Source organism: Adhaeribacter arboris (assembly GCF_003023845.1).
Classification (GTDB): Bacteria; Bacteroidota; Bacteroidia; order Cytophagales; family Hymenobacteraceae; genus Adhaeribacter; species Adhaeribacter arboris.
On sequence record NZ_PYFT01000001.1, the window covers coordinates 406,423 to 431,229 of the forward strand.

At 44.2% G+C, this 24,807-nt stretch carries 16 protein-coding genes; 15 read left to right on the forward strand and 1 reads right to left on the reverse strand.

What is annotated here, in order from left to right; translation table 11 throughout:
- The first annotated feature begins 112 nt into the window (after positions 1-112).
- The 13 genes from AHMF7605_RS01705 to AHMF7605_RS01760 all read left to right on the forward strand — a co-directional run bounded on the left by AHMF7605_RS01705 (position 113) and on the right by AHMF7605_RS01760 (position 21,680).
- Complete coding sequence (locus AHMF7605_RS01705) at positions 113-1,393, forward strand: eCIS core domain-containing protein (RefSeq protein WP_106925836.1); 1,281 nt, start codon at positions 113-115, stop codon at positions 1,391-1,393.
- Between the two features lie 212 nt (positions 1,394-1,605).
- Entirely contained in the window at positions 1,606-2,961 is a 1,356-nt protein-coding gene (locus tag AHMF7605_RS01710) for an ATP-binding protein (RefSeq protein WP_106925838.1), read from the forward strand.
- A 793-nt stretch (positions 2,962-3,754) separates the two neighbouring features.
- Positions 3,755-5,356, forward strand: coding sequence for a phage tail sheath family protein (locus AHMF7605_RS01715; RefSeq protein ID WP_106925840.1), 1,602 nt, complete (start codon positions 3,755-3,757; stop codon positions 5,354-5,356).
- 28 nt (positions 5,357-5,384) lie between these two features.
- Entirely contained in the window at positions 5,385-5,819 is a 435-nt protein-coding gene (locus AHMF7605_RS01720; protein ID WP_106925842.1) for a phage tail protein, read from the forward strand.
- Positions 5,820-5,862: 43 nt separating this feature from the next.
- The gene (locus AHMF7605_RS01725) at positions 5,863-6,303 is read left to right on the forward strand and encodes a phage tail protein (protein ID WP_106925844.1); all 441 of its coding nucleotides are present in this window, start codon (positions 5,863-5,865) and stop codon (positions 6,301-6,303) included.
- Between the two features lie 331 nt (positions 6,304-6,634).
- Positions 6,635-6,808 (forward strand): DUF5908 family protein, encoded by a 174-nt coding sequence (locus AHMF7605_RS29595; RefSeq protein ID WP_158267431.1) that lies wholly within the window; start codon positions 6,635-6,637, stop codon positions 6,806-6,808.
- Entirely contained in the window at positions 6,808-7,524 is a 717-nt protein-coding gene (locus tag AHMF7605_RS01730; RefSeq protein ID WP_106925846.1) for a CIS tube protein, read from the forward strand. The genes AHMF7605_RS29595 and AHMF7605_RS01730 overlap by 1 nt, the downstream gene beginning before the upstream one ends.
- Positions 7,517-9,286 carry a type VI secretion system tip protein VgrG gene (gene vgrG / locus AHMF7605_RS01735; protein WP_106925848.1) on the forward strand — a complete coding sequence of 590 codons (1,770 nt, stop codon included), beginning with the start codon at positions 7,517-7,519 and terminating at the stop codon, positions 9,284-9,286. Before AHMF7605_RS01730 ends, vgrG begins: the two co-directional genes overlap by 8 nt.
- Before the next feature lie 431 nt (positions 9,287-9,717).
- Positions 9,718-10,008 carry a PAAR domain-containing protein gene (locus AHMF7605_RS01740; protein WP_106925850.1) on the forward strand — a complete coding sequence of 97 codons (291 nt, stop codon included), beginning with the start codon at positions 9,718-9,720 and terminating at the stop codon, positions 10,006-10,008.
- Positions 10,009-10,011: 3 nt separating this feature from the next.
- Positions 10,012-10,431: a GPW/gp25 family protein gene (locus AHMF7605_RS01745; protein ID WP_106925852.1), complete on the forward strand. Its 420-nt coding sequence runs from the start codon at positions 10,012-10,014 to the stop codon at positions 10,429-10,431.
- A gap of 245 nt (positions 10,432-10,676) precedes the next feature.
- Positions 10,677-15,044, forward strand: coding sequence for a hypothetical protein (locus AHMF7605_RS01750; protein WP_106925854.1), 4,368 nt, complete (start codon positions 10,677-10,679; stop codon positions 15,042-15,044).
- A gap of 362 nt (positions 15,045-15,406) precedes the next feature.
- The gene (locus tag AHMF7605_RS01755) at positions 15,407-18,805 is read left to right on the forward strand and encodes a hypothetical protein (protein WP_106925856.1); all 3,399 of its coding nucleotides are present in this window, start codon (positions 15,407-15,409) and stop codon (positions 18,803-18,805) included.
- Positions 18,806-18,812: 7 nt separating this feature from the next.
- On the forward strand, positions 18,813-21,680 hold the full coding sequence (locus AHMF7605_RS01760) for a contractile injection system tape measure protein (protein ID WP_106925858.1): 2,868 nt from the start codon (positions 18,813-18,815) through the stop codon (positions 21,678-21,680).
- Between the two features lie 154 nt (positions 21,681-21,834).
- Here AHMF7605_RS01760 and AHMF7605_RS29410 read toward each other — a convergent pair whose 3' ends face one another.
- Positions 21,835-22,038: a hypothetical protein gene (locus tag AHMF7605_RS29410; RefSeq protein ID WP_146153488.1), complete on the reverse strand. Its 204-nt coding sequence runs from the start codon at positions 22,036-22,038 to the stop codon at positions 21,835-21,837.
- A 109-nt stretch (positions 22,039-22,147) separates the two neighbouring features.
- Here AHMF7605_RS29410 and AHMF7605_RS01765 point away from each other — a divergent pair, with 109 nt between their 5' ends.
- Both AHMF7605_RS01765 and AHMF7605_RS01770 read left to right on the forward strand, forming a co-directional pair.
- Positions 22,148-23,095, forward strand: coding sequence for a vWA domain-containing protein (locus AHMF7605_RS01765; protein ID WP_106925860.1), 948 nt, complete (start codon positions 22,148-22,150; stop codon positions 23,093-23,095).
- Between the two features lie 4 nt (positions 23,096-23,099).
- Entirely contained in the window at positions 23,100-24,806 is a 1,707-nt protein-coding gene (locus tag AHMF7605_RS01770) for a protein phosphatase 2C domain-containing protein (RefSeq protein WP_106925862.1), read from the forward strand.
- The last annotated feature ends 1 nt before the right edge of the window (position 24,807 follow it).

The following is a 24,807-nucleotide window of genomic DNA, read 5'->3' on the forward strand; positions in this document are numbered from 1 at the left end:
AGCTCCTCACGATAGTTTGTACCAGTATTATTTATCGTATTCATTTTACTGAGATAAAGATTTAGTATTTAAATGCTTTGGTGAAGAAAACTTAATAGAAATATTTATAATCATGAAACTAGCTTATGCCCGTCGTTATCGCCGCCCGGTATCCCGATCCCGGGAAACCGCCAAAAAAGACAACCAACAGGAGCCCGCTTTTTTTGCGGCCCCTTCGCCTCAGAGCTTCTTTAAACCAAATGCAGCCCTTCAACGGAAATGTGACCATTGCGCAGCCGAAGACAAAAAAGTAAGGCGCCAAACCGATGTAAAGGAAGAAAAGAAACTCCAAAAAATGAGCGACAAAAAAGAAGAGGAGAAAAAACTGCAAAAAATGACGGATAAGAAAGAAGAAGAAAAAAAGATTCAAAAGGTAGAAGAGAAAAAAGAAGAAAAGAAACTGCAAAAACAGGACGAGAAAAAAGAAGAAAAGACCTTAGCTAAAAAAAACGAGGCGCCCGAGGAAAAGAAATTAGATAAAAAAGAAAGTAATACATCTACTACTGCTTTAGCCCAAACCAGTAATTATGTGGCTTCGCTTGGCAGCAAAGGCAGCGCTTTGCCCGCCGAAACGCAGCAGTTTTTTGCTCAGCGCATGGGTTACGATTTTAGCCAGGTAAGAATCCATACCAATACTGAAGCCGAACAATCCGCCAAAGATATGAACGCGAAAGCGTATGCGGTAGATAATCATGTCGTGTTTAATCAAGGGCAATACAATCCGAATTCGCAGGCAGGAAAAAAACTATTGGCCCACGAGCTTACCCACGTGGTGCAGCAAAAGAATAATAACCAGGAACTGGTAAGCAGAGCTACCGAAAAAGCCTTGAATCGAATGGCCGAAAGCCAAACTAGCAGCAGTAACGGTAAGGCAACAAATACCCCAAATAAAATTGCCTACGGTTGCGAAGGAGTAGAGGTAGAAGGTAAAACCGAAGCCAACTATACCGATTCGTATACTTCTACGGGCACCACCACGCCCTCCACGAAGTGTGAAGATTGTCCCGATGACTGTGTTTCGGCGAATGGTAACGTACTATCGGACTTTAAAGCTAACCCGGTGGTTACGTTGCCGGATGTGCCCGATGGTTTAAGCGAATGCGAAACTAAAGCCGTGGCTAAATTCATTAACACCACCCTAAAGAACCACGAATTAAAGCACGTGGCCGCGTTTAAGACCTATAATGGCAAGGTAAAAACCCCTTATAAGTACCTGGGCTGTCAGAGTGGACTGGACGCGCATATTCAATCCATCCACGAAGATTTAAATACCAAACGAACAGAAGCGGCCAACGCCAAAAGCGACAAACTAGACCCATTTCATCCGACAATTCCCTGTAAATGCGATGAGTAAGTATTAGGTTACAGGTTTCAAGTTGCAGGTTGGAAAGTTGGCATTTATAAGTTTTCTTTTTGACAGAACACAATAAACTACACCAGATCAAACAATTGCCCTAATCTTATGCTTACTTTTTACCGGAAACCTATAACTTACAACCTATAACCTGCAACTTTCCAACCTGGCAACTTTTCAACTTTCCAATTTGTAACCTGCAACTTACCACAATGTCAAACGTGCTTCACCCTGAAATAGTCGCCCCGCATGCTCTGGAAAAGATGATTACTGACTTACGCCAGATCATTATTCAACGGTTAGAATCTTATTTTCAGCAAAATTCTTTAGCTTTTGATCATTGGTTAACGCAGAATTACTCAAATATCTTAGCGAGACATGAGATCATCCGGCTAATACCCCAATTAAAAACAACGGAGGAATATTTTGTACTGCTACTGGCTTTAGTGCCCCATTTGCAGCCCAATTTCTTTGAGACCATTATGGCGGAACATTTACCCACTGGCGGCGACTTTCCGGAGTTTGGCGGCGTAAAAGGAACCAATCATCGGGGTATTCTGCCTACCGGCGAAACCGCGCAATTTATTTTGGGCGGCACGGACATTAGCAAGCGGCTGGTCGTTCAGGCTTTGTTCGACGAGCAGCATTTTTTTTATCAAAACGATATTATCTGGTTAGAATCGGTGCGGGAAGGAGAGCCCAGCATGAGCGGCCGGATTATCTTAGCGCTGGAATGGGTAAATACTCTGTTAAGCGGTACCGATGTAAAACCAAAATTCAGCCCCGATTTTCCGGCTAAATTGGTGCAAACGAAAATGAATTGGGACGACCTGGTATTGCATCCTTTCACGGCCGAACAAATAGAAGATATCAAGCGTTGGTTTCGCTACCATGCTATTTTGGAGACGGATGCCAACTTGTCGCGAAAAATTAAACAAGGCTACCGGGTCTTATTTCACGGGCCGCCCGGTACGGGCAAAACCCTCACCGCCGGTCTCATGGGCAAAGAATTTAACAAAGATGTGTACCGCGTGGATTTATCGCAGATAGTATCTAAATACATCGGCGAAACCGAAAAAAACCTGAGCAAAATTTTTGACCGAGCCGAACACAAAGATTGGATTTTGTTTTTCGACGAAGCGGATGCCTTGTTCGGTAAACGGACGAACGTTCAAAGCTCCCACGATAAATACGCTAACCAGGAAGTATCTTTTTTATTGCAACGGGTCGAAGATTTTGGGGGATTACTCATTTTGGCCTCGAATTATAAAGCCAACATGGACGAAGCCTTTCTTCGTCGTTTTCATTCCATCGTGCATTTCCCGATGCCCAACGCGCAGGAACGCTTAAAACTGTGGCAGCAATCGCTTCCAACTTCTATCCAATTTCATAACCAACTAAACTTAGCGCAACTAGCCGATGCCCACGAATTAAGCGGCGCTTCTATCCTCAATATCGTGCAATTTGCCTCCCTCAAAGCTCTAAGCCGTCCCGACCAAACCCTGTACCAGGAAGATTTGCTGCTCGGTATTCGCCGGGAATTCCGCAAAGAAGAAAAATCGGTTTAAACCTGGATATTCTCCTTACTTGAAAGTAAATCTGGAAGAGATTAATTATTTTAATTTTTACAGAATTTCAATGAAGTTGGACTTATAATTTAAGAAGCTTATTAGAGAAGTCAGAACTATTAAGTCGTCTGTTGAGAAAGCTGGCGCGAGCGTCTCCGCTCGTGTCTACTATTGGGGTCTCTGGCCGGGCGAACCAGAATACCTTTTATAGAACTTAAAATAATATTTTCTACGAACAAGAAGCCAGAAAACTTATCACGGTCGCATCAATTTATTTCATCTCTTCTTCCCAATGAGATCTACAATCTACTTAGTTTAAAAATTGCCTACTAAGTCACTATCCTATAGTTCGCCTCAACATTACCTAGTACAAGCAATTGATAATTAAGAGAATGTACCCGGTATTATATTAGACTTACCCAAAAAATACTGAAAAATCAGTATTTTTTTCTGCTTCGCCACCTTGTACCTTAGCAGTATTAAAGGTAAAGGCAAAACAGCAGTATAGTAATGAAAGCTTAGCTGTTTCTTTTCCCTAGAACACCCCGAAGCTCAGAATTCGAGTCTTTTTTATTCCGTTTTACTCTTTGTTTCTCCTACTATTATGAAGCATTTTTCTAACCCGGGTAGTTTTTCTTTCTCGAACAGTTCCTGATTATCGGCTAACCTAAATGTAATTCATGCGGGCTATTCGGCCTCTTTCAACAGTTTTCAACTGATGCGGCTATTCTTTTGCCTCATCCCGAACAAAGTAATTGTCTCAAATTTAATTCACCATACTAATTCATGAAAAATGGCAACCACAAGTTATAAAACGCCCGGGGTTTACATAGAAGAAATAACCACCTTGCCGCCGTCGGTGGCTGAAGTGGAAACGGCTATCCCCATCTTTATTGGTTACACCGAATTAGGTACCCGCAACGATCCTACCCGTATTTCTTCGCTGGTCGAGTACCAGGATTATTTTGGATTCGGGGAACTGGAGCGCAGTATTTCGGTAACCGTAGAAAAAAATGCCAATAACCCGCTGGAAGCAAGAGTAATTGGCGTATCCATTGATCCGGCGGCTAAATCGAGAAATGTATTGTACTACGCTTTGCAGCTGTACTTTGCCAACGGGGGCGGGCCTTGTTACATTGTTTCCACGGGTACGTACCCGGATAGCGCCAATAATCCCCGCGAAGCTTACGGCGAAGCGCTAAGGGCTAGCTCGAAAGAAGACGAGCCTACATTATTGGTTTTTCCGGATGCACCATTCCTGCTGAACCCCGATGATTATTACAGCCTCATGAACGATGCGCTTTTAGAGTGCTCCCGTTTAGGCGACCGGTTTACTATTGTGGATGTACTGAATGTGAATGGCGATACCCAAGCCTCAGTTGCCGCTTTCAGAGACCGCATTTCGGCTAATTTAACGGAAACAAAATACGGAGCCGCTTATTACCCTTATTTAAATACCAGTTTGGATTACCGCTATAATCCGGAAGATGTAACCGTGCTGTTAGCTGGTGATGATACCGCGGCCCGGGCCGTGGAAGATTCCCGCCAAAGTGCGATAGTAGCCCGGCGCGACGCCGATAGCGCCCGCGCCGAAGCTGACCGGCTGAAACAAGCCGCGGATGCGGAGGGAGCGGATGCCGCGGCCAAAAAAGCTTTCACGGAAGCCGACCGCCGGGCGAAAGACCTGGAAGGCAAAGCTACCACCGCCCAGGCCGCCGCTGATGCCGCCGGCAAAGCAGTTAGCCGGCAAACCTGGCAAGATCAGAATAATGCCGTGCAAAACCAGATAAAAAAATTGATTAGCAACCTGGGGGTTCAACTAACTCCCTGCGCGGCGGTGGCGGGCGTGTACGCCGGGGTAGATAGTACCCGGGGCGTCTGGAAAGCGCCGGCCAACGTGAGTTTAAATTATATTACCTCCACCGCGGCCCGGATCACCGACGAAGACCAGCGGGATTTAAATATTGATGTGGTGGCCGGTAAATCCGTGAATGCCATCCGCTCTTTTGTGGGCATGGGTACTAAAATTTGGGGCGCCCGCACGCTAGCCGGTAACGATAACGAATGGCGGTACGTGAATGTGCGCCGGTTCTTTAACATGGTCGAAGAATCGATTAAAAAATCGACGTACTGGGCTGTTTTTGAACCGAATGATATTAATACCTGGGTGCGGGTACGGGCCATGATCGAGAATTACCTGCTGTTAAAATGGAAAGACGGCGCCCTGGCCGGAGTAAAACCCGACGATGCTTTTTACGTGCGGGTGGGCTTAGGCACTACCATGTCGCCGATGGATATTTTAGAAGGCCGGATGATTATTGAAATTGGTTTAGCCGCGGTACGGCCGGCTGAATTTATCATTATCCGCTTCTCGCATTTTCTTCAAAAATCATAATCGCTAAAACTTTTTATAAAGATAAAATATGGCAGCATATCCCTTAGCCGTCTTTCACTTTCGGGTAGAATGGGGCGGCAAAAATGTTGGTTTTTCCGAAGTTTCCGGTCTCACGCAAGAAGCCCAGTTAATTGAATACCGCGACGGCAGCAGCAACGATTTTTCCACGATTAAAATGCCCGGCTTGCGCAAATACAATAATATTACCCTGAAGCGGGGGGTTATCAAAGGCGATAACGATTTCTTTACCTGGTTAAAAACCGTGAGCAATTTAGGTACGGTGGAGCGGCGCGATTTAACCATTAACCTGCTGAACGAAAATCATGAACCGGTAATGGTCTGGAAAGCGCATAATTGCTGGCCGGTAAAAGTAGAGGGTCCGGGTTTAAAAGCGAATGGCAACGAAGTAGCCGTTGAATCCATCGAAATTGCTCACGAAGGGGTAACCCTGCAAAACGACTAAGTTAACCGAATGTAGTTGACTTAAGCGTGCTTTTCTCAGAATTATGGCTGCATATTATCCCCCGGTAGGTTTTCATTTTAAAGTAGATATACCAGGGGTGGGGGCGGGCGATAAAGACATGCGGTTTCAGGAAGTGACCGGGTTAACCGCGGAGATAGGAGTGGAGGAATTAACCGTAGGGGGCGAAAACCGGTTTACCTACCGTTTACCTACCCGCGCCAAATACGCCAATGTAGTATTAAAGCGCGGCATGTTAAACGACTCCGGCTTGATTAAATGGTTCCGGAACGCAATCGAAAACTTTGAATTTCAGCCGGTTGATATTAGTGTTCATTTGCTGAATGAAAAACACGAGGTGCTCAGTTCCTGGGAATTCCGGCAAGCGTATCCGGTTAAATGGGTAATTTCTGATTTTAAAGCTTTGGAAAATTCTATAGTGGTAGAAACCATCGAACTGGCTTACCAATACTTTTCCCGGAAATAGGTTTCAAGGTTTGAAAGTTGAAAAGTTGGAAGGTTAGCAAGTTAGAAAATTAGGTGGTTTTAAAACGATTATTCCTATCGCGAGCACGCTTCGCTCGTGATGCCCATCGTCCGGCCTCTGGCCGGTAGTAAATTGTTGCTGAATTGATTTGAGAAAGATTTATCGTTTTGCCCGGCCAAAGGCCTACCAGATGGTAGCTACGAACGAAGACACTCGCGCCAGCTAAGCGGCATAGTTTAATAAAATTTGACCATGGTTCCAACGGAATCAACCTGCAACTTGTAACCTGCAACCTTCAAACCTTTTAACCTTTAAACTTTCTAACTAAAAAATGCCGGTACAGATTAATGAGATGATTATTCGGGCCAACATTACGGAGAGCGCGGTTCCTGAAAAAAAAGGAGGGAATGCCCCCGCCGCTCCGGCCGCGGTAAATAAAGACGAAATAGTTCGGGAGTGCGCCGCCTTAGTTCTGGAAATGCTCAACGATAAAAAGCAACGGTAATGGCCGAAACCAACTTAAAAATAATTGCTTACGGCAAGCCCAAAGACAGCGATCCGTCGAAAGAAATCGGCAGTTTTTCGGTGGATTTTAACCCGAACACGTTTGCGGTCAGCAATAAAATTGAGTACAAGCAACCCGACGCCAAAGGACAAACCGGCGGCGATCCGGTTTTTGAGAAAATCCCGCCCCTAGAGTTTAGTTTGGAGTTTACCATCGATGGCACCGGCGTAGCCGTGGGGAATTTATCGCAGGAAAAGAAAAACGACTTTAAAAGCAAAAAACACGATTACGTAAAAACGCAGATTAGCAAATTACGGGAAGTGACCGGCAGCGGTATTAACGGCGATATTCACCGGCCCAATTACCTGGCTTTGTTGTGGGGTACGTTTCGGTTGGAATGTGTTATTACCGCTTTAAATATCACTTATAATCTTTTCGATGCCGATGGAACGCCCTTACGCGCCAAAGTTACCTGCAATTTTCTGGAACGGATTGGTCCCGGGAAAGGTGGCCGGCAATCGAGGCTCGAATCGCCGGACCTCACCAAATACCAGGTGGTGCGCGAAGGCGATATTTTACCGCTAATTGCGCGCAACAACTACGAAGATTCAACTTATTATTTACAGTTGGCCCGGGTAAACAAACTCAAAAATTTTAGAAACCTACCCCCCGGCGTAACCTTAGTATTGCCCCCAATGATCGAGAAAGATGCCTAACGAGAACGGTAATGCCTTAGCCACCCGCGAGCAGCCCACGGATCTGGTAAACTTTAAAATAAAGTTGAATGGCACCGATATGAACGGCGAATACGCTCTGGTAGGGTTAACTGTATTTAAAAGTTTTAATAAAATAGCGTATGCCAAAGTAACGCTTTCGGATGGCGATCCGGCCAAGCAGGATTTTGAAATCAGCAGTAAAGAAGATGCTTTGGTTCCTGGCAGCGAAATAGAAATCGCGATGGGTTACCACGAACAGGCTAAAACGGTTTTTAAAGGTTTGATTATTAAACACGCCCTGCGTTCGGGTAAAAACAAAAAGTCTTTTCTCACCATTGAAGCCAAAGATAAAGCCATTAAACTGGTAGCCGGCCGCAAAAACTTTTGTTACCTCGAGCAAACGGATAAAGAAATTATTCAGAAAATAACCAAGCGGGCCGGCCTGAGCGGGGGTGATCTGGTAATGGACGATACACCCGTAAAACACGCGCAGATGGTGCAATACAATGCCGTGGATTGGGATTTTGTGGTAGCCCGGGCCGAAATGAACGGGTTGTTGGTTTTGCCGGACGATAATAAATTACTGATTCAAAAACCCAATACCAACCAGGAACCCGCCAAAGATATTACTTACGGGGTAGATGTGATTGAATTTGAAAGTGAGATAGACGCCGGTTCGCAGCTTAAACAAGTAAAAGCCCAGGCCTGGAATGTTAAAGATCAGAAAATAGAAGAATCGCCGGAGGCCAAGGTAAGCTTTAAAGAAAACGGTAACCTGAAAGCCGACCAGTTAGCCGAAGCCGTAAACCGGCAGGAAGATAATCTGGTGCACGGGGGTAGTTTAACGACCGACGAACTAAAAGCCTGGAGCGAAGCCCGCTTATTAAAAAGCCGCTTAGCCAAAACCATTGGGCGCATTAAATTAAAAGGAACTACCGAATTAAAACCCGGCCAAGTTTTAAAATTAAACGGCTTTAGCAAAAGATTTAATGGTAACGTTTTCATTACGGGCATCCGGCACAGTTACGAACTATCCGTTTGGGAAACTGATATTCAGTTTGGCTTGCCCGAAAACTGGTTTTACCAGCGCGAAGATATTCTGGAAAAACCGGCCGCCGGTTTAATTCCCGGCATTAATGGGTTACAAATTGCCTTAGTTACGCAACTGGAAGATGATCCCGAGCAACAAGACCGGATAAAAATTCAACTGCCTTTAATTGACCGCAAAGAAGCGATTTGGGCCCGTATAGCCAGTCTGGATGCCGGCAAGGAGAGAGGCGCCTTTTTCCGGCCCGAAATTAACGACGAAGTAGTAGTCGGTTTTTTAAATGACGACCCGCGTTACCCGGTTATTCTGGGCATGTTAAACAGTAGTAAAAACCCCGCTCCCATTTCGGCCAAAGACACCAACCACGACAAAGGCTTTGTTACTCGGAGCAAAATGAAACTAACGTTTAACGATGAAAAAAAGATAATAAACCTGGAAACCCCGAAAGGCAAGAAGATAGAAATAAACGACGACAAAGACGCCATTGTACTTTCCGATCAAAACAACAATAAAATTACGCTGGATTCCGCCGGAATAAAAATAGAGAGCGCGAAAGACATTGTGTTAAAAACGGCTAGTGGTACCATAAAAATGGAAGCTGCCAATATCAACGGCAAAGCCACTGCTAAATTTAGCGCCGAAGGCAGCGCCACTGCCTCGCTTCAGTCCTCCGGTCAAACGGTAGTTAAAGGCTCAATTGTAAATATTAATTAGTTGGAAGGTTGGAAAGTGGAATGGTTTAAAAGTTACAGGTAAAAACGTTGGAGTTTATAAGGTTTTAAGAACTTATTGATAAACTCAAATTATTGATCTGAAATAGCTAGCAGTAAAAACCAAAAATTTCTGTTCCTCCTAAACTTAGGGGGAGAGCTTTATAAACAATTACCATATACTAATAATAAACTGTATGTACAAATATGAAAGATTTAATCAGCAATATTTTACTCAGACTGGCTGGTAAACGATTAACCTTAGCCACATGTAGAGCCTGACGATTTAGTGTTTGAGCGGGGTGAGTTGAAAATGTACCGTAAGACTTATTAAGCTTTAAAGAGAACAGGTTTTAAATAGAAATGCCGCCTCTCCTTTCCTGTTTTTAGGGGAGGTTCCGCAGGGGGAGGGGTCAAACCTTAATAAACAAAAAAATGCCTTTTGCCGCCAGAATTACCGATATGCATACTTGTCCCATGGTAACCGGTTTGGTTCCGCACGTGGGTGGACCCATTTTGCCACCCGGTAACCCAACGGTATTTATTGGGGGCTTACCGGCTGCTACGGTGGGAGATATGCTGGTTTGTGCCGGCGGTCCCGATTCAATTATTAAAGGTTCGGCTACGGTGCTCATTGGGAAAAAGCCGGCGGCGCGCATGGGCGATAATACCGCGCACGGGGGAATAATAGTATTGGGTTGTGTAACCGTAAACATTGGAGGTTAAACGATGGAAACTTATCTGCAAAATTTTACGGGGACCGGCTGGAAATTTCCGGTAGAGTTTAATAAAGATCTGAAAACCGTAGTGCTATTAACCGGCCACGAAGATATCCGGAATAGTTTGGAAGTATTGTTTGCTACGCGGGTAGGGGAGCGTATTATGCATTCCCGGTACGGTTCTTCGTTGGCAACTTTTCTATTTATGCCCATGAATAAAAGTACTTTAACCTATATGGAGGCCATTGTGCGCGACGAAATTTTGTTCAACGAACCGCGCATTGTGGTAACTGACATCGAAATCCAACCTTCCGCCGCCGAACCAGCTCGACTGGATATAACCATTGAATACAAGATTACCGCTACGAATAACCGCTACAATTACGTCTATCCTTTCTACTTGAAGGAGGCGACGAACTTAGAATGGTAGTATTAGGTTGCAGGTTGAAAGTTAGAAGGTTAGAAGGTTGAAAAAGTATGAATAAGCTGACGTACTTGATACGAACTGAATGAGATGTTTTTTGAACAGGCAAGTTGTACGCTGTTTAAGAAGATAACAGTATTTAAATCACTAGCAGTTAAAGGTGGACCATAACCAACAAGAGCAAGGGCGCTCGCTTTAAAACTTAAATTTCAACTTTTAAACCTTCCAACTTTTCAACCTTTCAACCAACCGTGAACAAAGATCTGAGAAGCATCGGCAATATATTAAAACAGGAAGGCACCTCCCGGTACGAAAGGTATTTGCCCGCGCTGGACCCGCAATCCGTTTTAATCGACGACCGGAAATTACAAGACTTCATCTCTTACGCGCAGCGTTACGCCAAACAAGTTTGGTACGTGCATGCCAACGGCGAAAACGACAACCTGACCGAAAGTTGGGAATATTTTTTTAAGAACGATATTGTTTTGCTACTGGCCAACATTGCCACTAAAAATGTAAAGTATTACAAAGAAACCTACGACCAGTTACAGGAATTCTTTAACCAGGAGCCACTGCTGGCCAACTTTATTGATCTATTAGAATTTACTTTTGCCCGGTTTAAAAAAATAAATAGTTGGTACTATGCTTCGGCGCTGGATAGTACCTTAAATTTCGATCTTAAACTATACATTGGCTCTTACCTGCGGCGCGAACTGGAAAGCTTGCAGGAAATGATATTGTACGCGCGTAACCTGACCGGGAAAAATTACCGCCTCGCCGACTTTAAAGTAGATTTCTTTTCTACGCACAACCAGCCCAACGCGAATGAACGGGAAATAAACGAAATCCTGCAAAAATACGGCCTCTCCGGCCGGACCTTTACCAGTCCTGCATTGCTGGAAAAAGTAAATGAGATAATAAACCAGGATAACGTTTGGGATGTAACCGACCGGGAAAATATCCGGGCGCGCGAACGGCTCTTTGCCGGTACCAACGACGAAGAAAAACTCAGAAGCGCCGCCCTGCGGCTGAATAAAATTTTCGATGCCATTTACCACGCTACCGAAAATATTGTGAACAACAGCCAAAGCTATTTCGAAGAAGCTATTCACCAGAAACAAGATCATTTGCCGCACATGGCTTTGTTTATTTCTTTTATCAAACTCTTCGGCTATGCCCGGCAAGAACTAAATAAACTTCCGCAAAAACACCTGGATTTTTATTACAAAGATGTGCTGCGCATAAAAACCAAATTAGCCGTTCCCGACAAAACGTACGTGGTATTGGAGCTGGCCAAAGGCTTTGAATTTAGCCCGGTAAAAAAAGGCACCGCTTTACTGGCCGGAAAAGACAAATATAATAACGAGCTCCACTATGAAACAGACGAAGATATACTGGTAAATAAAGCGCAGATTGCCGCCGTAGAAACAATTTTTATTCAACAAAATGCCGATAAGCAAACGCTTAATTATTATACCGAGTCAATAACCAGTGATGCTAACGCGACCGAAGAAGTTGCTCCTTCCTGGAAAATGTTTGGCGAACCAAAAGTGGCAAATACAGCCGAGATTGGTTTTGGCATGGCATCGACGCAATTTTACCTGTCAAAAGGCGAAAGAAATGTTGTAGTAACGTTCACTTCAGAAGAACCTATTGCTTATGAGCAATTTAATACCCGCTTGTTGCGCCTACTGTTAACCGGCGAAAAAGGCTGGCTCAACAGCGACGATCCGAAAAGTGGTATTTTTATTAATTCTTTAACTCGCACCAGCCCTACTACTTTAGAATTAAATTTTAGCGTTGCCCTTACTCAGAAATCGGCTATTGTGGCGTTTGATCCAACTCTTCACGCGGGCAATTTTAACACAACTTTGCCGGTGGCGCAATATGTATTAAAATACCCCCGTCGGCAATTATTACCCGAAGATCCGCAATACAGTAATTTTCAAGATAGTGTTCAGCAGCTTAATACCTTACAAAATTTAAAAATTACTCAATCTACCATCCGGGTGCAGGTGGGTAGTTTAAATGCTTCGTTCAGTTTAGATGGCGTAAAAGATTTAGTTTTAGAAAACACCGAAGCCACCCTGGATAGTAAAAAACCATTCTATCCCTTTACCGCCATACCCAAAGTAGGCTCCGCTTTTTACATTGGCTGCAAAGATTTGTATCACAAAAATATTGATAAGCTCACCGTAAATCTGGAGTGGCTTTTACCCGATAACTTCAGAGCCTATTATAATAAGTATTTACCGCCCTACGATTCAAATAAGTTTAAAGCGGCTTTTAGTGTTTTAAAAAACAAGCGTTGGCAGAAAATCAACGATGTTTCGGTAATTGATAAAGACTCCATTGATCCTAAATACCGGACCATTCGCCTCGATTTTAGTAAACTGAAACAGGTTACCGAAGCAGATTCAGCCGATAGCGAAATTTCCATTGATAACGAACGGCAGGACGGTACATTAATGCTCAAGCTCAATTACCCGGATTTTGGGCATGGCATCTATCCGCAGTTAATTACTACGGCCATGATGGAAAAAGCGGCCTCCAAATACGGATCGGTGGATTTTTACAAAATTGTAAAAAAGCAACTGCACGATTCGGTTATCTCCATTAAACTGCCCGATGATATTAACCAGCGCCAAGGTTCGTTGCGGGTAGTAGTATACGATATTTTAGAAAAAGTTAAAAACAACGACCAGGCCCGCACCATGATGACCAACGGCCTGAGCGAATTAATCCGGCGCATAAACGGCAGCAACGTTATTACCCGTAAACCCCCGCCAACTACCGCCGAAGCCGAAGAAACCGCACCAGCGGATCAGGACCGGGTGCTGGTGAACGACGAAAACTACATCGAGCGCATTTTACGGTTCCTGAAAAAAGTAAGGTTAATTGATAAAGAAATTCACTACGACCAAGACATGCAGGATACCGACCAGGTAGTGGATCGAGTAAAAGATAAAGTAAATACCAGCGCTGATTTTATTTTGCCTTCGGACCAGGAATTGGTGGGAGTTATCATGAACGAAGCCAACAACGCCATAAATAAAACGGTCGCCAACGTGGTAGACGAGATTCTCACTTTTCGGGAAACTAACCGGCTTCCGGACCCGGAGACCGTGGCCGCTTTACTCACCCAGGAATTTAACGAAGCCAACGAGGTAATCAACGACATGATTGCCCGGAAAATTGCCATTTTGCTTTCGGCCAACGAAATACCACCACCTCCTTATGCGCCAGTGGTAAACGCCATTTCCCTTAGCTATACGGCCAGTAAATCTTCTGCCGAAGGCGATGAGTTTTTTCACATTACCCCGCTTGGCGTTTTTCCCATTAAGGTAGCGGGTTATAGTAATCAGGGAGCTTTACCCACCGGGAAACTCTTAAAAACCGCCTCCATTTTTCCGCAGTCTATTTTAGATAATCCTAACCGTCCCGATATAATGCCGGGAATGCTGTTTATAGGAGTCCGGGATTTAGTACCTCCGCAAAATTTGTCGGTGTTGGTGCAGGTAGCGGAAGGTTCCCGGTTAAACGATAAAAAACCACCTAAGGTCCATTGGTGGTATTTGCATAATTACGAATGGCTCCAGTTAAAAGACGAAGCTATTATTTCGGATAGCACCTATGGCTTGCAAACTACCGGCCTCCTGCAATTTTCCATTCCATCGGCGGCCAATAACGTAGGTAATCTTTTCGCAGCCAATGGTTTGTTTTGGTTATGCGCCAGTGTAGCCCGCGATCCGGATGCTTTTCCGCGGCTGGTAAGTTTAAAAGCTCAAGTTGTGCGGGTTACCTTTAAAGATCAGGACAACGATCCGCGGCACCTGGCATTGCCGCTAGAAGCGAACAAAATTAAAAGCCTGGTAGATCAAAATCCGCAAATTAAAAAAGTAAGTCAGCCGGTAGCCTCTTTCCTGGGGCAAGTGCAGGAGAACAGTTCCACGTATTATGTGCGGGTGAGTGAACGTTTGCGCCACAAAGGCCGGGCCATTACCAACTGGGATTACGAACGCCTAGTGCTGCAAAATTTTTCTGCGGTTTTTAAAGTAAAATGCCTGAATAATTACCACAACGGCCAGTTTGTAACCGGGCACGTAACCGTTGTGCCCGTTTCGGATTTACGCAATAAAAACTACTACGGCAGCAACGTGCTTATTCCGAAAACCAGTTACATCGATCTCCGGAAAATAGAAGAATTACTAAGTGCCTGTTCTTCGCCGTTCGTGAAAGTACACGCCCAAAATCCGCAGTTAGACCAGATATTGATCCGGTGCAAAGTTAAATTTTATACGGGGGTTGATCAGGGGTATTATTTACAGCGCCTAAACGAAGATTTAATTCAGTTTTTAACTCCCTGGGCAAGTGGTAATGCGAATGCTTTATCTTTTTCGGCCAAAATCTACGCTTCGTCTATTATTAATTTTATTGATCAACGCGATTACGTGGATTATGTCGTGGACTTGATTATGCAGCAATACACCGAAACCGAAAGCGGGGAGAAAATATTCGCGGTAAATCCGGATCAGTTAACATCGCTGGTAGAAACCAAATTCACCACCGGGCATTCGATCTTAGTATCGGCTCCCAAACATGAAATTGAGTTAATGTAAACTTACTTCCTATCTGTTAAGAGCTTCAATCAGAATACAAAAGTAAAAAGGATAAAATGAAACAAACAGTAACTAAGAGAAGATGACATCAGTTTGGCTATGGAGGGCCTTCTAAGGTTCCGGTGCGTAGCATTCCGACGCAGGAGGAAAGGAAGCTTAGACCAGCCCGGAAGAGTCAAACGGGCACGCCGGCCTTTGAGGCAAACGGGTTACGGTTCAAATAAAGTTAGTACCGCCAAATGGAGACGGGAACCGGCTCCAAGAAAAACGCTGGATAGAGGATTGGTGTCCTAATCGTAGCTCCAACACCAGTTGTTAGGGCCTTTAAACTAAAATTTAAAACTTTAAAATACTTACCTGATATGCCCGCATCGGTAACCATCGATAAAGAAAATAAGCTGTCGCCGGCCGAAGATTATAACTTTTTGCGCAAAGAAGGCATCCGGTTAATTCAGGACTTATCCGGTAAAATCTGGACCGACTACAACACGCACGATCCGGGGATTACCTTGCTGGAAGCTTTGTGTTATGCGCTTACCGATTTAGGTTATCGTACCAATTTTGATATTAAGGATATTCTTACTCCGGCGGATATTACGTCCGCAACCTGGCAAAATTCTTTTTATACCGCCCGCCAGGTTTTACCCAGCCACCCGCTTACCATCAACGATTACCGTAAATTAATTATCGACATGGAGGGCGTGCGCAATGCCTGGCTGGAAGTTAGCGACGATTCGGAAATGCTGATGTATTGGCAAACTAATGGCAGTGAAACCGATGCCGGCGAACCTGCGGCTCAACTCAGCTACGAGGCCGACAATTCCGGGGAGCTTTTGCGTTTAAAAGGTTTATATAAAGTTTTTGTGGAATACGAAAGCGACGTTATTTACCAGCAAAACGAAGAAGAAGTAGCGCAAAAAATTAAAGAAAGGCTTTACGCGCACCGCAACCTGTGCGAAGATTTCATCAATGTAACTTCCATTGAATACGAATATTTTAAAATGGAAGCCGAGATTCAGGTGAGTGAAGGCATGGACATTGAGAAGATTAACGCCCGGATTTACGAGGTTATTTACAACTTTTTCTCGCCGCCCATTACTTTTTACAGCCTGGAACAAATGCTGACCAAAGGCTACTCAGCCGAAGAAATTTTTGCGGGTCCTTTATTGCGCCATGGGTTTATTGAGAATGCTGAATTAGAGAAATCGGAAAAATACAAAGACGTTCACCTTTCCGATATCATGCGCCTGATTTCGGGAATTGAGGGTGTTATTGCCATCAAAAAATTTACTTTACCCACCGAATCACAATCCGCTTTCTCGGATTTTACGCAGTGGTTAACCAATGTAAAAGACAGCCAACGCGCCCCCCGGTTAGACGTTAATAATTCCCGCATTACGTTCGTCCGCAGCGGCGACCGGCACCGCAATGCCGCCGAAAAAGAGCCGAATAAAGAACGAGTTCTAGCCATGTTCTCGTTTTTTCAATCGGCTAATTTTAAGTCGCGGTTAAAAGGAGCGAGCAAAGATTTGCCGGTGCCCACGGGAGATTTCATGAACATTACGGAGTATTTCCCCGTCCAGAAAAGTTTGCCGGCGGTTTACGGTTTGTCCGAATCCTACCTGGAACCACCCGTTGACCAATTAACTTTGCTCCGGGCAGCTTACGATTTGCTCGATGCCCAGGTGGGGCTTACCCTGCGCGAAGTTCTCGATAATTTACGCCGCGAAAAACCCGATGATACCTATGTGCGGGAGAGAATAAACGAGTTACTCTCCCCGGATGTAAAGCCGGAAGAAGTAGAGGTTATTCTGCAGGAAATTTCGTCGGATAAAACCAACGCGGCCATTCTTACCCGCCACTTAGCCATTATTTTACCCGATGAAGCTGGCTCTTCGCTCGATGACCTGATCAGCCAACTATTAGTTAAACACCGTCGGTTTCCGGTAAGTATATCTGCCTCTACGCAAAATTTACAACGGGTAGCGCAGCAAACAATAAGTTTGTCTTTATTTCAGATTACCCAGGAAGAAGATATTCGCCGGCTACGCGAAGCGTATCGCCTGGACCAATTAAAGCACCTGGATACCCGGCAAAGGTTGGTGCTGCAATTACGCGGTTTCCTGATGGTGTTCGAACAACTTTTAGCCGATTATTTAGGGCAATTGGCCAGCCTGAGCGATACCTTATCCTTTAAAGATACGCTCCAACAAACCTTTTTTCCGCAGTTGCTGGAAGAGATCCCCGATCGGGCAGCAATGTTCCTGGATTTTGATAAATACCAGGAAGAACAACTGCGCCTGGGCGAAACCGAAGAAGCTTTTACTACCCGGCGCAACCGTATTTTAGATCATTTAATGGCTCGTTACGGGGAAGATATGAACCGGTACGCCAATTATCTGCAAACCGCCAATGGTAAATTAGCGGGTAAGCAGTTAATTACCGATAAAATTGCCTTTCTACAAGACTTAGTAGGAATTACCACTTACCGCGGTCAGGGTTTTAATTACAGCGATCCCGATCAAATTTGGGACAGTACCAACGTGAGCGGCACCAAGAAACGTATTTGCCGCTTATTGGGGATGAAAGATTACGCTAAAAAGTTTATCGCCAACGATGCTATTTTTATTCAAGAAATAACGGCGGATGATAAAGTGCAACGCTATGTGGTAGTATTAACGGATCCCGCGGACCGAAATTCAGTTTTACTCCGGAGTTTGGAATACGAGTTTGAAAACGAAGCTCAGGAAATTTTAAATTATATTTTAACGCACGGAGCCGAAATAGCGCTTTACGAGCAAGAAGGCCGCCGCGATAAATGGAATTATCACCTGAAAAGAATTACCCAGGAAAACGATTACGAAATTATTGCCAGCCAATCTTTCCCCACCCAAAAAGTTGCCGAAACAGCCTTTGATCTGACTATTCAAACCCTACGGGATTTTTCCGAGGCCGAAAATTTTCACTTGGTAGAGCATATTTTACTGCGGCCCAAAGTTTCGCCGCGGGAACGGTCCGGTAAGAGAGGCAGCGCCCTTAATTCGGATGCCGTGGATTTTTTATCGGTAAATGCTGTTGCCGCCGGCGAAGCCACCACGCGCTTACGACCCGAAAGCACCACCTATAAATTTCGGATTTTGAACACGAAAAACGAAGGCAAAACCAACTGGCGCTTAACCTTAAACAAAGACGATAAAGACGAAATACTAATTGTAAACGAAGATTTTGTTTTTTACCGGCACTTAACCCGGCGCATCGAGCAAATCCGGCAATTTGCTTCCGACCGGTCTAATTACTCCGTAGATCAAAATGCCGATGGTTATTATATTTTTCGTTTGCTGGATGTGGGCCGGACCTTAGCAGCAAGTAAAAAACGTTACCGCCAACAAGAAGAAATGGAAGCCGAGTTAAACAGCTTGATTACTTTTTTTTCGCACGAACAAATACCCGTTTCCGAAGAGTCCGAAGAAGAAAACCCCTTAATAGCTCAGGCCGATCCTTATTCTTTTCAGATTTCGATTCTCATTCCGGATTGGCCGGCTAAGTTCAGAAACAAAACTTTTAAGCATTTGCTCGAGAAAACCATTTACATGGAAACGCCGGCGCACATTTATCCGCAAGTGTACTGGTTAGATCATAAGCAAATGCGCCAGTTTGAAGAAGCCTACAAGCTGTGGCTAGAAGAATTACCCCAGGCCGAAATTTCAAATACCGAAGTCGTGAATAATTTAATTTACCAGTTGAACGAATTGCGGAAATAAGCGCGCGATGCAAACCATAGCTATCAATAAGGAAATTTTTGAATTTACCTGCTCCCAGGAGGAGATAGCAAAGCGCGTGCGCCAGGAATTTGTAAATTACGTAGCCCCGCAACTACACGAATTAGTTTCTAAAATTATTACCGAACAGCTTCAAGGGCAAAATAGCCTGCGAATTGATAAAATTGAAATTGATTTAGGCGATGTATGCTGGCCGGAGTTTGGCGAAGCAGAAATGCTGCAGAAATTTGAACAAGATTTTACCCAGCAAATTGCTCGTTTCCAGAATCAACCGGTTAGTGATCTTGCTTTGGCAAATGCAGCTAAAAATGCCGTGCAAAGCGAATTAGATAGGGAGCGTCCGCACCAGGCTTTTGATTCCGAAAAGTTAAACTATTATTATTCAACAAATCCAACTAGCGTTTCTCCGTCAGGATTTAGCCATTCTTTAACTAGTATTTGGGTTGATGATTGGGAATTGGTGCAAACTTTTTTAACTAAAGGTATTTTGCCTTGGTGGGCCGAACAAGTAAAGCCAACCGAAATCGATAAAGCAATACAGCGTTTAATTAATTATCAGCCGCAACTTTTTCACAACTTCTTGAGCCAACAACAACCTGATGCCGGGGTGTGGCAGCGGCTGGCCACGCACGTAAAACCTGCTACGCAAACTTTGTTGCAAGAGCTTTTTGCGGCCCACGAGCAGCCGGTACCCGTTCCGATTTTTAAGAAAAGCCAGGTACAAAAAGCCGGTTTTCCTATTCCTATTTTAAACTTTACCAAAGAGCAACTTACAAAACTAAAAACTTTTTTTCAGCGCCTTCCTTTTGTTTCGACGGATACCCGAAAAGCCCGGTCCCTGCGGAAAATAATGCAGTTAAACGGATTAAACTGGATTCAACAGGCCGCTCTTTTTGATTGGCTACCCGAAGCCGAGTTTAAAACAATACAACTGTATTTCCGTCCGGAAAATCGAACAGAGAATTGGGTGGATAGACCAAACGTAGAAGCTGCCCTCCGGTTGCTTACTCCGGTGCAAATGGAATTCTTATTGAATCCTGCTATCTCCACAGATATTTCTACTTATTACGAGTCTAAAGAATTATTTAACCAAACACCGTCCCTAAACGATCCGGAACCGGAAAGTTACCCCAACCCGGAGCTGCCTCAAAACGAAGATAATTCCCATTTACCTGCCGAGGTGGTAAAAAATACCTTTCCCACCTCAGAGGAGGGCAACCCTAATAATCTTTCGCCGGTTCCGGATAAATCCACGCCGGATTCACCGCTTATGGATAATGCTCCTGATCCGCGGACGAAAAATCTTGATGCATTTTCTACTAAAAATGAACCGAATAGCACTCTAAATATTAAGGAGCATGGGTTTAGTAACCAAACGCAAGAGACTATCCGCCAAAAAATGAATATTGTTCCTGACTGGGAGATAAGCCTAAAAACAGCAGTAAAAAGTAAAGCTATTGTTAAAAGATTACTTTTATATCAACCTTTAGCGGAGCTAAAAAACGGAAATAATTTTCGAGTACTAGCCCAGGAAAAAGCCGCTTTTCAAAAGGAGGTGGCAGGTGAAGAATTAGCAATACTAGCGGCAGAGAAAGAAGAAGAGAAAGCAAATTTTGACCAACTAATCAGGAAATTTTACCCAGCGAAAAGCGCTACACCCTTTGCGGAAAACCAGGCGGCGGAAAAAAGTCAGCACATCATTTCCGTTCTTCAAAATCTATCGCTTTCCAGCCAGGTAATTTCCAGATGGTTGCAACAGCTATCCCTGCCGGAATTACAACAGCTACAAGCAACAGTTACTAAAACCATTGTGCCCACGCGGGAGCGTGGTAAGTTAATACAACACCTGATTAACCATCCTTATTTACTGCAATATAATTTAGTAAGCGTTTTAGCTAGTATTTCAACTGCCTATACTTCTGTCGTTAATGTAACCGGGAAGTCAACCACGGATTTTACCGGAAATTCCGCAATTTCTGCTGAGAAAGAACCTTTTACGCTAGATGCAGCAGCGCCTGCTCCGCCATTTCGAAATTACACTGGGGAAAAAGACCCAGAGAACCAGCTAGATGTACTACACAGGCAATTAGTACAAGTAGTAAATAATTTATCCCGGAAAGAAGCGGTTATTATGCAGCATATTCTCTCGAAAGCGGCCTGGCAGACGCAAAGTGAAAAAAGCAGTTTGCAGCGGTTTATGGCAAAATTGCCCACGGAAAGTTTACTTTTCTTACGCGCGTTAACCGATCTGCCCGAAGCCGAACTCCAACAATTAACAACTAATACACCTGCATTATCCCATTTTTCGCCCCCGAGTAAAGAACAGGAACACCAAACGGAATCGCCGGAAGAAACAACAGGTAAAATTTACGTAGAAAATGCGGGTTTGTGTTTGCTCGCCCCCTATCTGCCGAGCGTATTTAACCGATTACATTACCTAGAAAAACAGCAATTTAAAAATAGTTATGTGGCTACCCGGGCATTGCAGGTCACGCAGTATTTAGTTACGGGTAAACGCCGAAATCCGGAATATGTATTAGCCTTTAATAAACTATTATGCAATGTTAAATCAGATGTTGCGCTATCCGGGGGCATTCAATTAACTAAAAAAGAAATTTCGGAAGCCAATGACCTGCTGGAGTCTCTTATTGAGCATTGGCAAGCTTTAAAAAGTACTTCGCCGCAGGGTTTCCGGGAATCTTTTTTGCAGCGGAAAGGAATTTTGACCGAAAGCAGTACGCGCTGGACTTTGCAGGTAGAAAGAAAAGGCCACGATTTGTTATTAAATACAATCCCGTGGGGCTTTACCCTGATACGATTACCCTGGATGAAAAAAGCGCTGCAAGTAGAATGGTAGTTCTTCGCTTAATTAAAAATTAGAAATTAGGAATTAGAAATGAAGATGAAATGCTTCTTTATTTTAATAACTAGAGCAGTAGGTAGCAAGTGATTTTAAAAATTGAACTAATTAACAAATCCCCTTTGGGAGAGTAGGGCCATTATAATCTTTTTTAAAAACTGCTATAACGCGAGCGTCCTCGCTCGTGTTGTGCATCGTCCGGCCTCTGACCGGTAGAAACAGGCTGATGAATGCAATATAAATAGTCTTTTGGGTTTGTCCGGCCGGAGGCTTCCTGAATAATCTTCACGAGCGAAGACGCTCGCGAAAGCAGGTATTCATTTGAACGTAACGGGCCTACCTTTAAAGGGGACAAAAACTTTAAAATTTAGTCGGTTAACTCGATTTAGCTGCTTATAAGAGGAAATTTCAAACTTAAAGCTCCATTTAGCTAGCAGGAGCTACTTATATATAACGATTAAATCATGGCCAAAATTAGAAAATGGGTCTGCCTCACCGACGATGCGCACGTTTTTGATGAGCCGACCGAAGATGGTTACTGCCACATAGGCATGGCTTACCACGGCATTTTAGAAGAAAGAATAATAGGAGATCCGGGACCGTTTCCACCCCCGCCGCCACCTCCTCCACCCCCGCCCAGCAACGAAGTAGGCTTGTGCGTTTTTTTAATGGATGCTTCTTCGTCGATGACGGACCAGGCTTTTCCGGGAACCAAGCCTACCAAAATGGATTTAATTGCCACCAGTGCGGCCAGTGGTATTTTTGATTTAGAACGCATGCAGAACAACCCGAACGCCTACGTAGCCGCTTTTAAATTTGATGACCGGGTAGAATTGATGTTTGTGGATACGGTAGCCAATTTGCTGCAGCGGTTTAATAAAGACGTGAAAAAATTTGCGAATTACTTGTACGAGGAGCTGTATGGGATGCAGGGCGGCACCGATATTAATCGGGCCTTGCAGCAGGCGTATTCTTTCGTGGATAAGTTTTTAAAAAAGCAATTACCCGATTTTAAAGTCCACGATTATACGCCCATGCGCCAGATTATTCTGGATAGCAATGGTAATTCCTTATCTATCGCCAACGTTCGGGTTTTGATTTATACCGATGGCATGCAGTACGACGCAGCTAAAAATAAAATATTGCAAGATAATCCTTTTAAAGTAAATCCGCTCGCCGGTTTGAACCACGACATTGTTATTGGGGCATTTTTCGGGAAAGAAACCGACGAAGGTTGTCAGGAATTACAAAGTTTGCTGAGTCCTTGCCCCATTCACGATGAGCTGCAATTTTTCTTACTCGATAATCCCGCCCGGATAAACATCTTAAAAAATTTGTTTCGGATGGCTTCCGGTGCTTCCGGTTTTTGTCCCCGCTGCCTCGAAAAACAATTAACTCGTAAAATTATTTAAAAAAATGCGCGCCCTTGCCTTTTCGGTTTGTCTCACTAGTCTCCTGGTAGGTGCTTCGTTAGCGTTTGCCTTACCAATCAATGTTCCGGGTAAAGCGCAAACCGAAAAAAAATTACTTTCTATCGCCGCATTTAATTCGTCCTACATTAATAATAAGAAAAACGACTCAACCTCCATCCTTAAAAAATCCGTTGAAAAAGGACGAAAACCAGAAAAATATTCTTCGGAAAAGGCAAGAAAGTTGTTGTTCCGGGTGGAGCCCATAACCAAACCTACAAACTTACCGGCAGAAGATTCCGCTTACTTGCTAGTACCGGTCCTTTCCTCTCGGCAGAATAAGCCTGTAGTTTGGAAACTTCGCCTGATTTACCCCGATAGCTCGGGTAGGAAAGCCCGCGACTACCGTTTAATTCTGGATTCTCCCGAAAACTTGGTAACGGAAGCATTCAACGTCAGCGATAGTTCGACTTCGTACGGGGCTTATTTGCGGGTAATTGATGATAAAGATAAAGCGGTTCCGGTTACATTAACTAATGCCACCAAGGTTAGTATTCCTGCTCCGAATGTTTCGGGTTTAAAACCCATACCTAACAACAGCAGCTCTATTTGGCAAACATTCTTATTTTGGGGCAGCGGTTTAGCCGGTATATTCTGTTTATTGTGGGCTACGAGCCGGTTCCTGGTTTTTACCGTGAGTGTCAAGCCCGATAATACTGTTTCTGCCATTACCGAAAAAAACCGCAACTTAGATGCTACCATTATTCCGGCTTCATTCCAAGGAGAAGAGAAGCAAATTCAGGAGGATATCCAATTGCCGACGGATATAGGAGCGCCGGAAGAAAATTTATCTTCCCCGGCAATAGAACCGGATGAGGTAAGTACTCCTCTAATAGGCCGGTATTTTTCTACGGAAATTTTACTAACGGCGGGTCCCCGGAAGAAATACATGAGCGACCCGGATGCGGATAAAGACTTAGGCGAAGATGCTTGTGGAATGGTGGCCAACCACCAGCAATTGTTACTCTGGGTACTCGATGGCACTTCGGATCAGTATTGTTTGCATAACCCGGTAGATAGGCGGGAGTATTTTTCGAGTAGATTATTGGCGCAGGGAATATCTAATCAGCTACGCCTGGCATTTGACCAAGTGGCTACTACTTCGCTCGATGTCCTGCTCCTGCAAGCCGTTCAAGCCGTTAAAAGTGATTGGTTGCGGCAAATTCAAGCTTTACCCTCCGACGAGCAAGCCGTACTGCGAGCCAACATTGAACAAAAGAATATTCCGGAATGTGCCACCACGCTGTTAATTAGTACGCTTTCAGTTAAAGGCGACCTTACGGCGTATCGCTCCGGCGATTGCAAAATGGTGCTGTATACTACCCAATCCAACCGCAAGCTTAAAATTATAAACACCCCTTTATCGAGCAAAAACGACAACAGCAACGACCGATTATTTTTTCGGTTGGTGCTTAACCCGCGCGGAGAATTGGATATTCAGCATAATACGCCAAAGTACGAAATTATAAAACAAGCCAATGTGCCATCCCTAATTGCCTTTACCGACGGAATTGGACTAGAATCCGAAGCTCTCCTGAATAAACCTGGCGCTAAATCTTTTGCTGCCTTAAGAGAAGAAATAGTGTATCATTTACAGGGCACCGCCGATGATAAGGCTATTTGTTTTATTCAAATAAAATCTGGAAAAGAATAAA

Excerpts from the sequence above, each read along its gene's own strand:
- AHMF7605_RS01705 (WP_106925836.1), top strand. The coding sequence starts at position 113 with ATGAAACTAGCTTATGCCCGTCGTTATCGCCGCCCGGTATCCCGATCC.
- AHMF7605_RS01710 (WP_106925838.1), top strand. The coding sequence starts at position 1,606 with ATGTCAAACGTGCTTCACCCTGAAATAGTCGCCCCGCATGCTCTGGAA.
- AHMF7605_RS01715 (WP_106925840.1), top strand. The coding sequence starts at position 3,755 with ATGGCAACCACAAGTTATAAAACGCCCGGGGTTTACATAGAAGAAATA.
- AHMF7605_RS01720 (WP_106925842.1), top strand. The coding sequence starts at position 5,385 with ATGGCAGCATATCCCTTAGCCGTCTTTCACTTTCGGGTAGAATGGGGC.
- AHMF7605_RS01725 (WP_106925844.1), top strand. The coding sequence starts at position 5,863 with ATGGCTGCATATTATCCCCCGGTAGGTTTTCATTTTAAAGTAGATATA.
- AHMF7605_RS29595 (WP_158267431.1), top strand. The coding sequence starts at position 6,635 with ATGCCGGTACAGATTAATGAGATGATTATTCGGGCCAACATTACGGAG.
- AHMF7605_RS01730 (WP_106925846.1), top strand. The coding sequence starts at position 6,808 with ATGGCCGAAACCAACTTAAAAATAATTGCTTACGGCAAGCCCAAAGAC.
- vgrG (WP_106925848.1), top strand. The coding sequence starts at position 7,517 with ATGCCTAACGAGAACGGTAATGCCTTAGCCACCCGCGAGCAGCCCACG.
- AHMF7605_RS01740 (WP_106925850.1), top strand. The coding sequence starts at position 9,718 with ATGCCTTTTGCCGCCAGAATTACCGATATGCATACTTGTCCCATGGTA.
- AHMF7605_RS01745 (WP_106925852.1), top strand. The coding sequence starts at position 10,012 with ATGGAAACTTATCTGCAAAATTTTACGGGGACCGGCTGGAAATTTCCG.
- AHMF7605_RS01755 (WP_106925856.1), top strand. The coding sequence starts at position 15,407 with ATGCCCGCATCGGTAACCATCGATAAAGAAAATAAGCTGTCGCCGGCC.
- AHMF7605_RS01760 (WP_106925858.1), top strand. The coding sequence starts at position 18,813 with ATGCAAACCATAGCTATCAATAAGGAAATTTTTGAATTTACCTGCTCC.
- AHMF7605_RS01765 (WP_106925860.1), top strand. The coding sequence starts at position 22,148 with ATGGCCAAAATTAGAAAATGGGTCTGCCTCACCGACGATGCGCACGTT.
- AHMF7605_RS01770 (WP_106925862.1), top strand. The coding sequence starts at position 23,100 with ATGCGCGCCCTTGCCTTTTCGGTTTGTCTCACTAGTCTCCTGGTAGGT.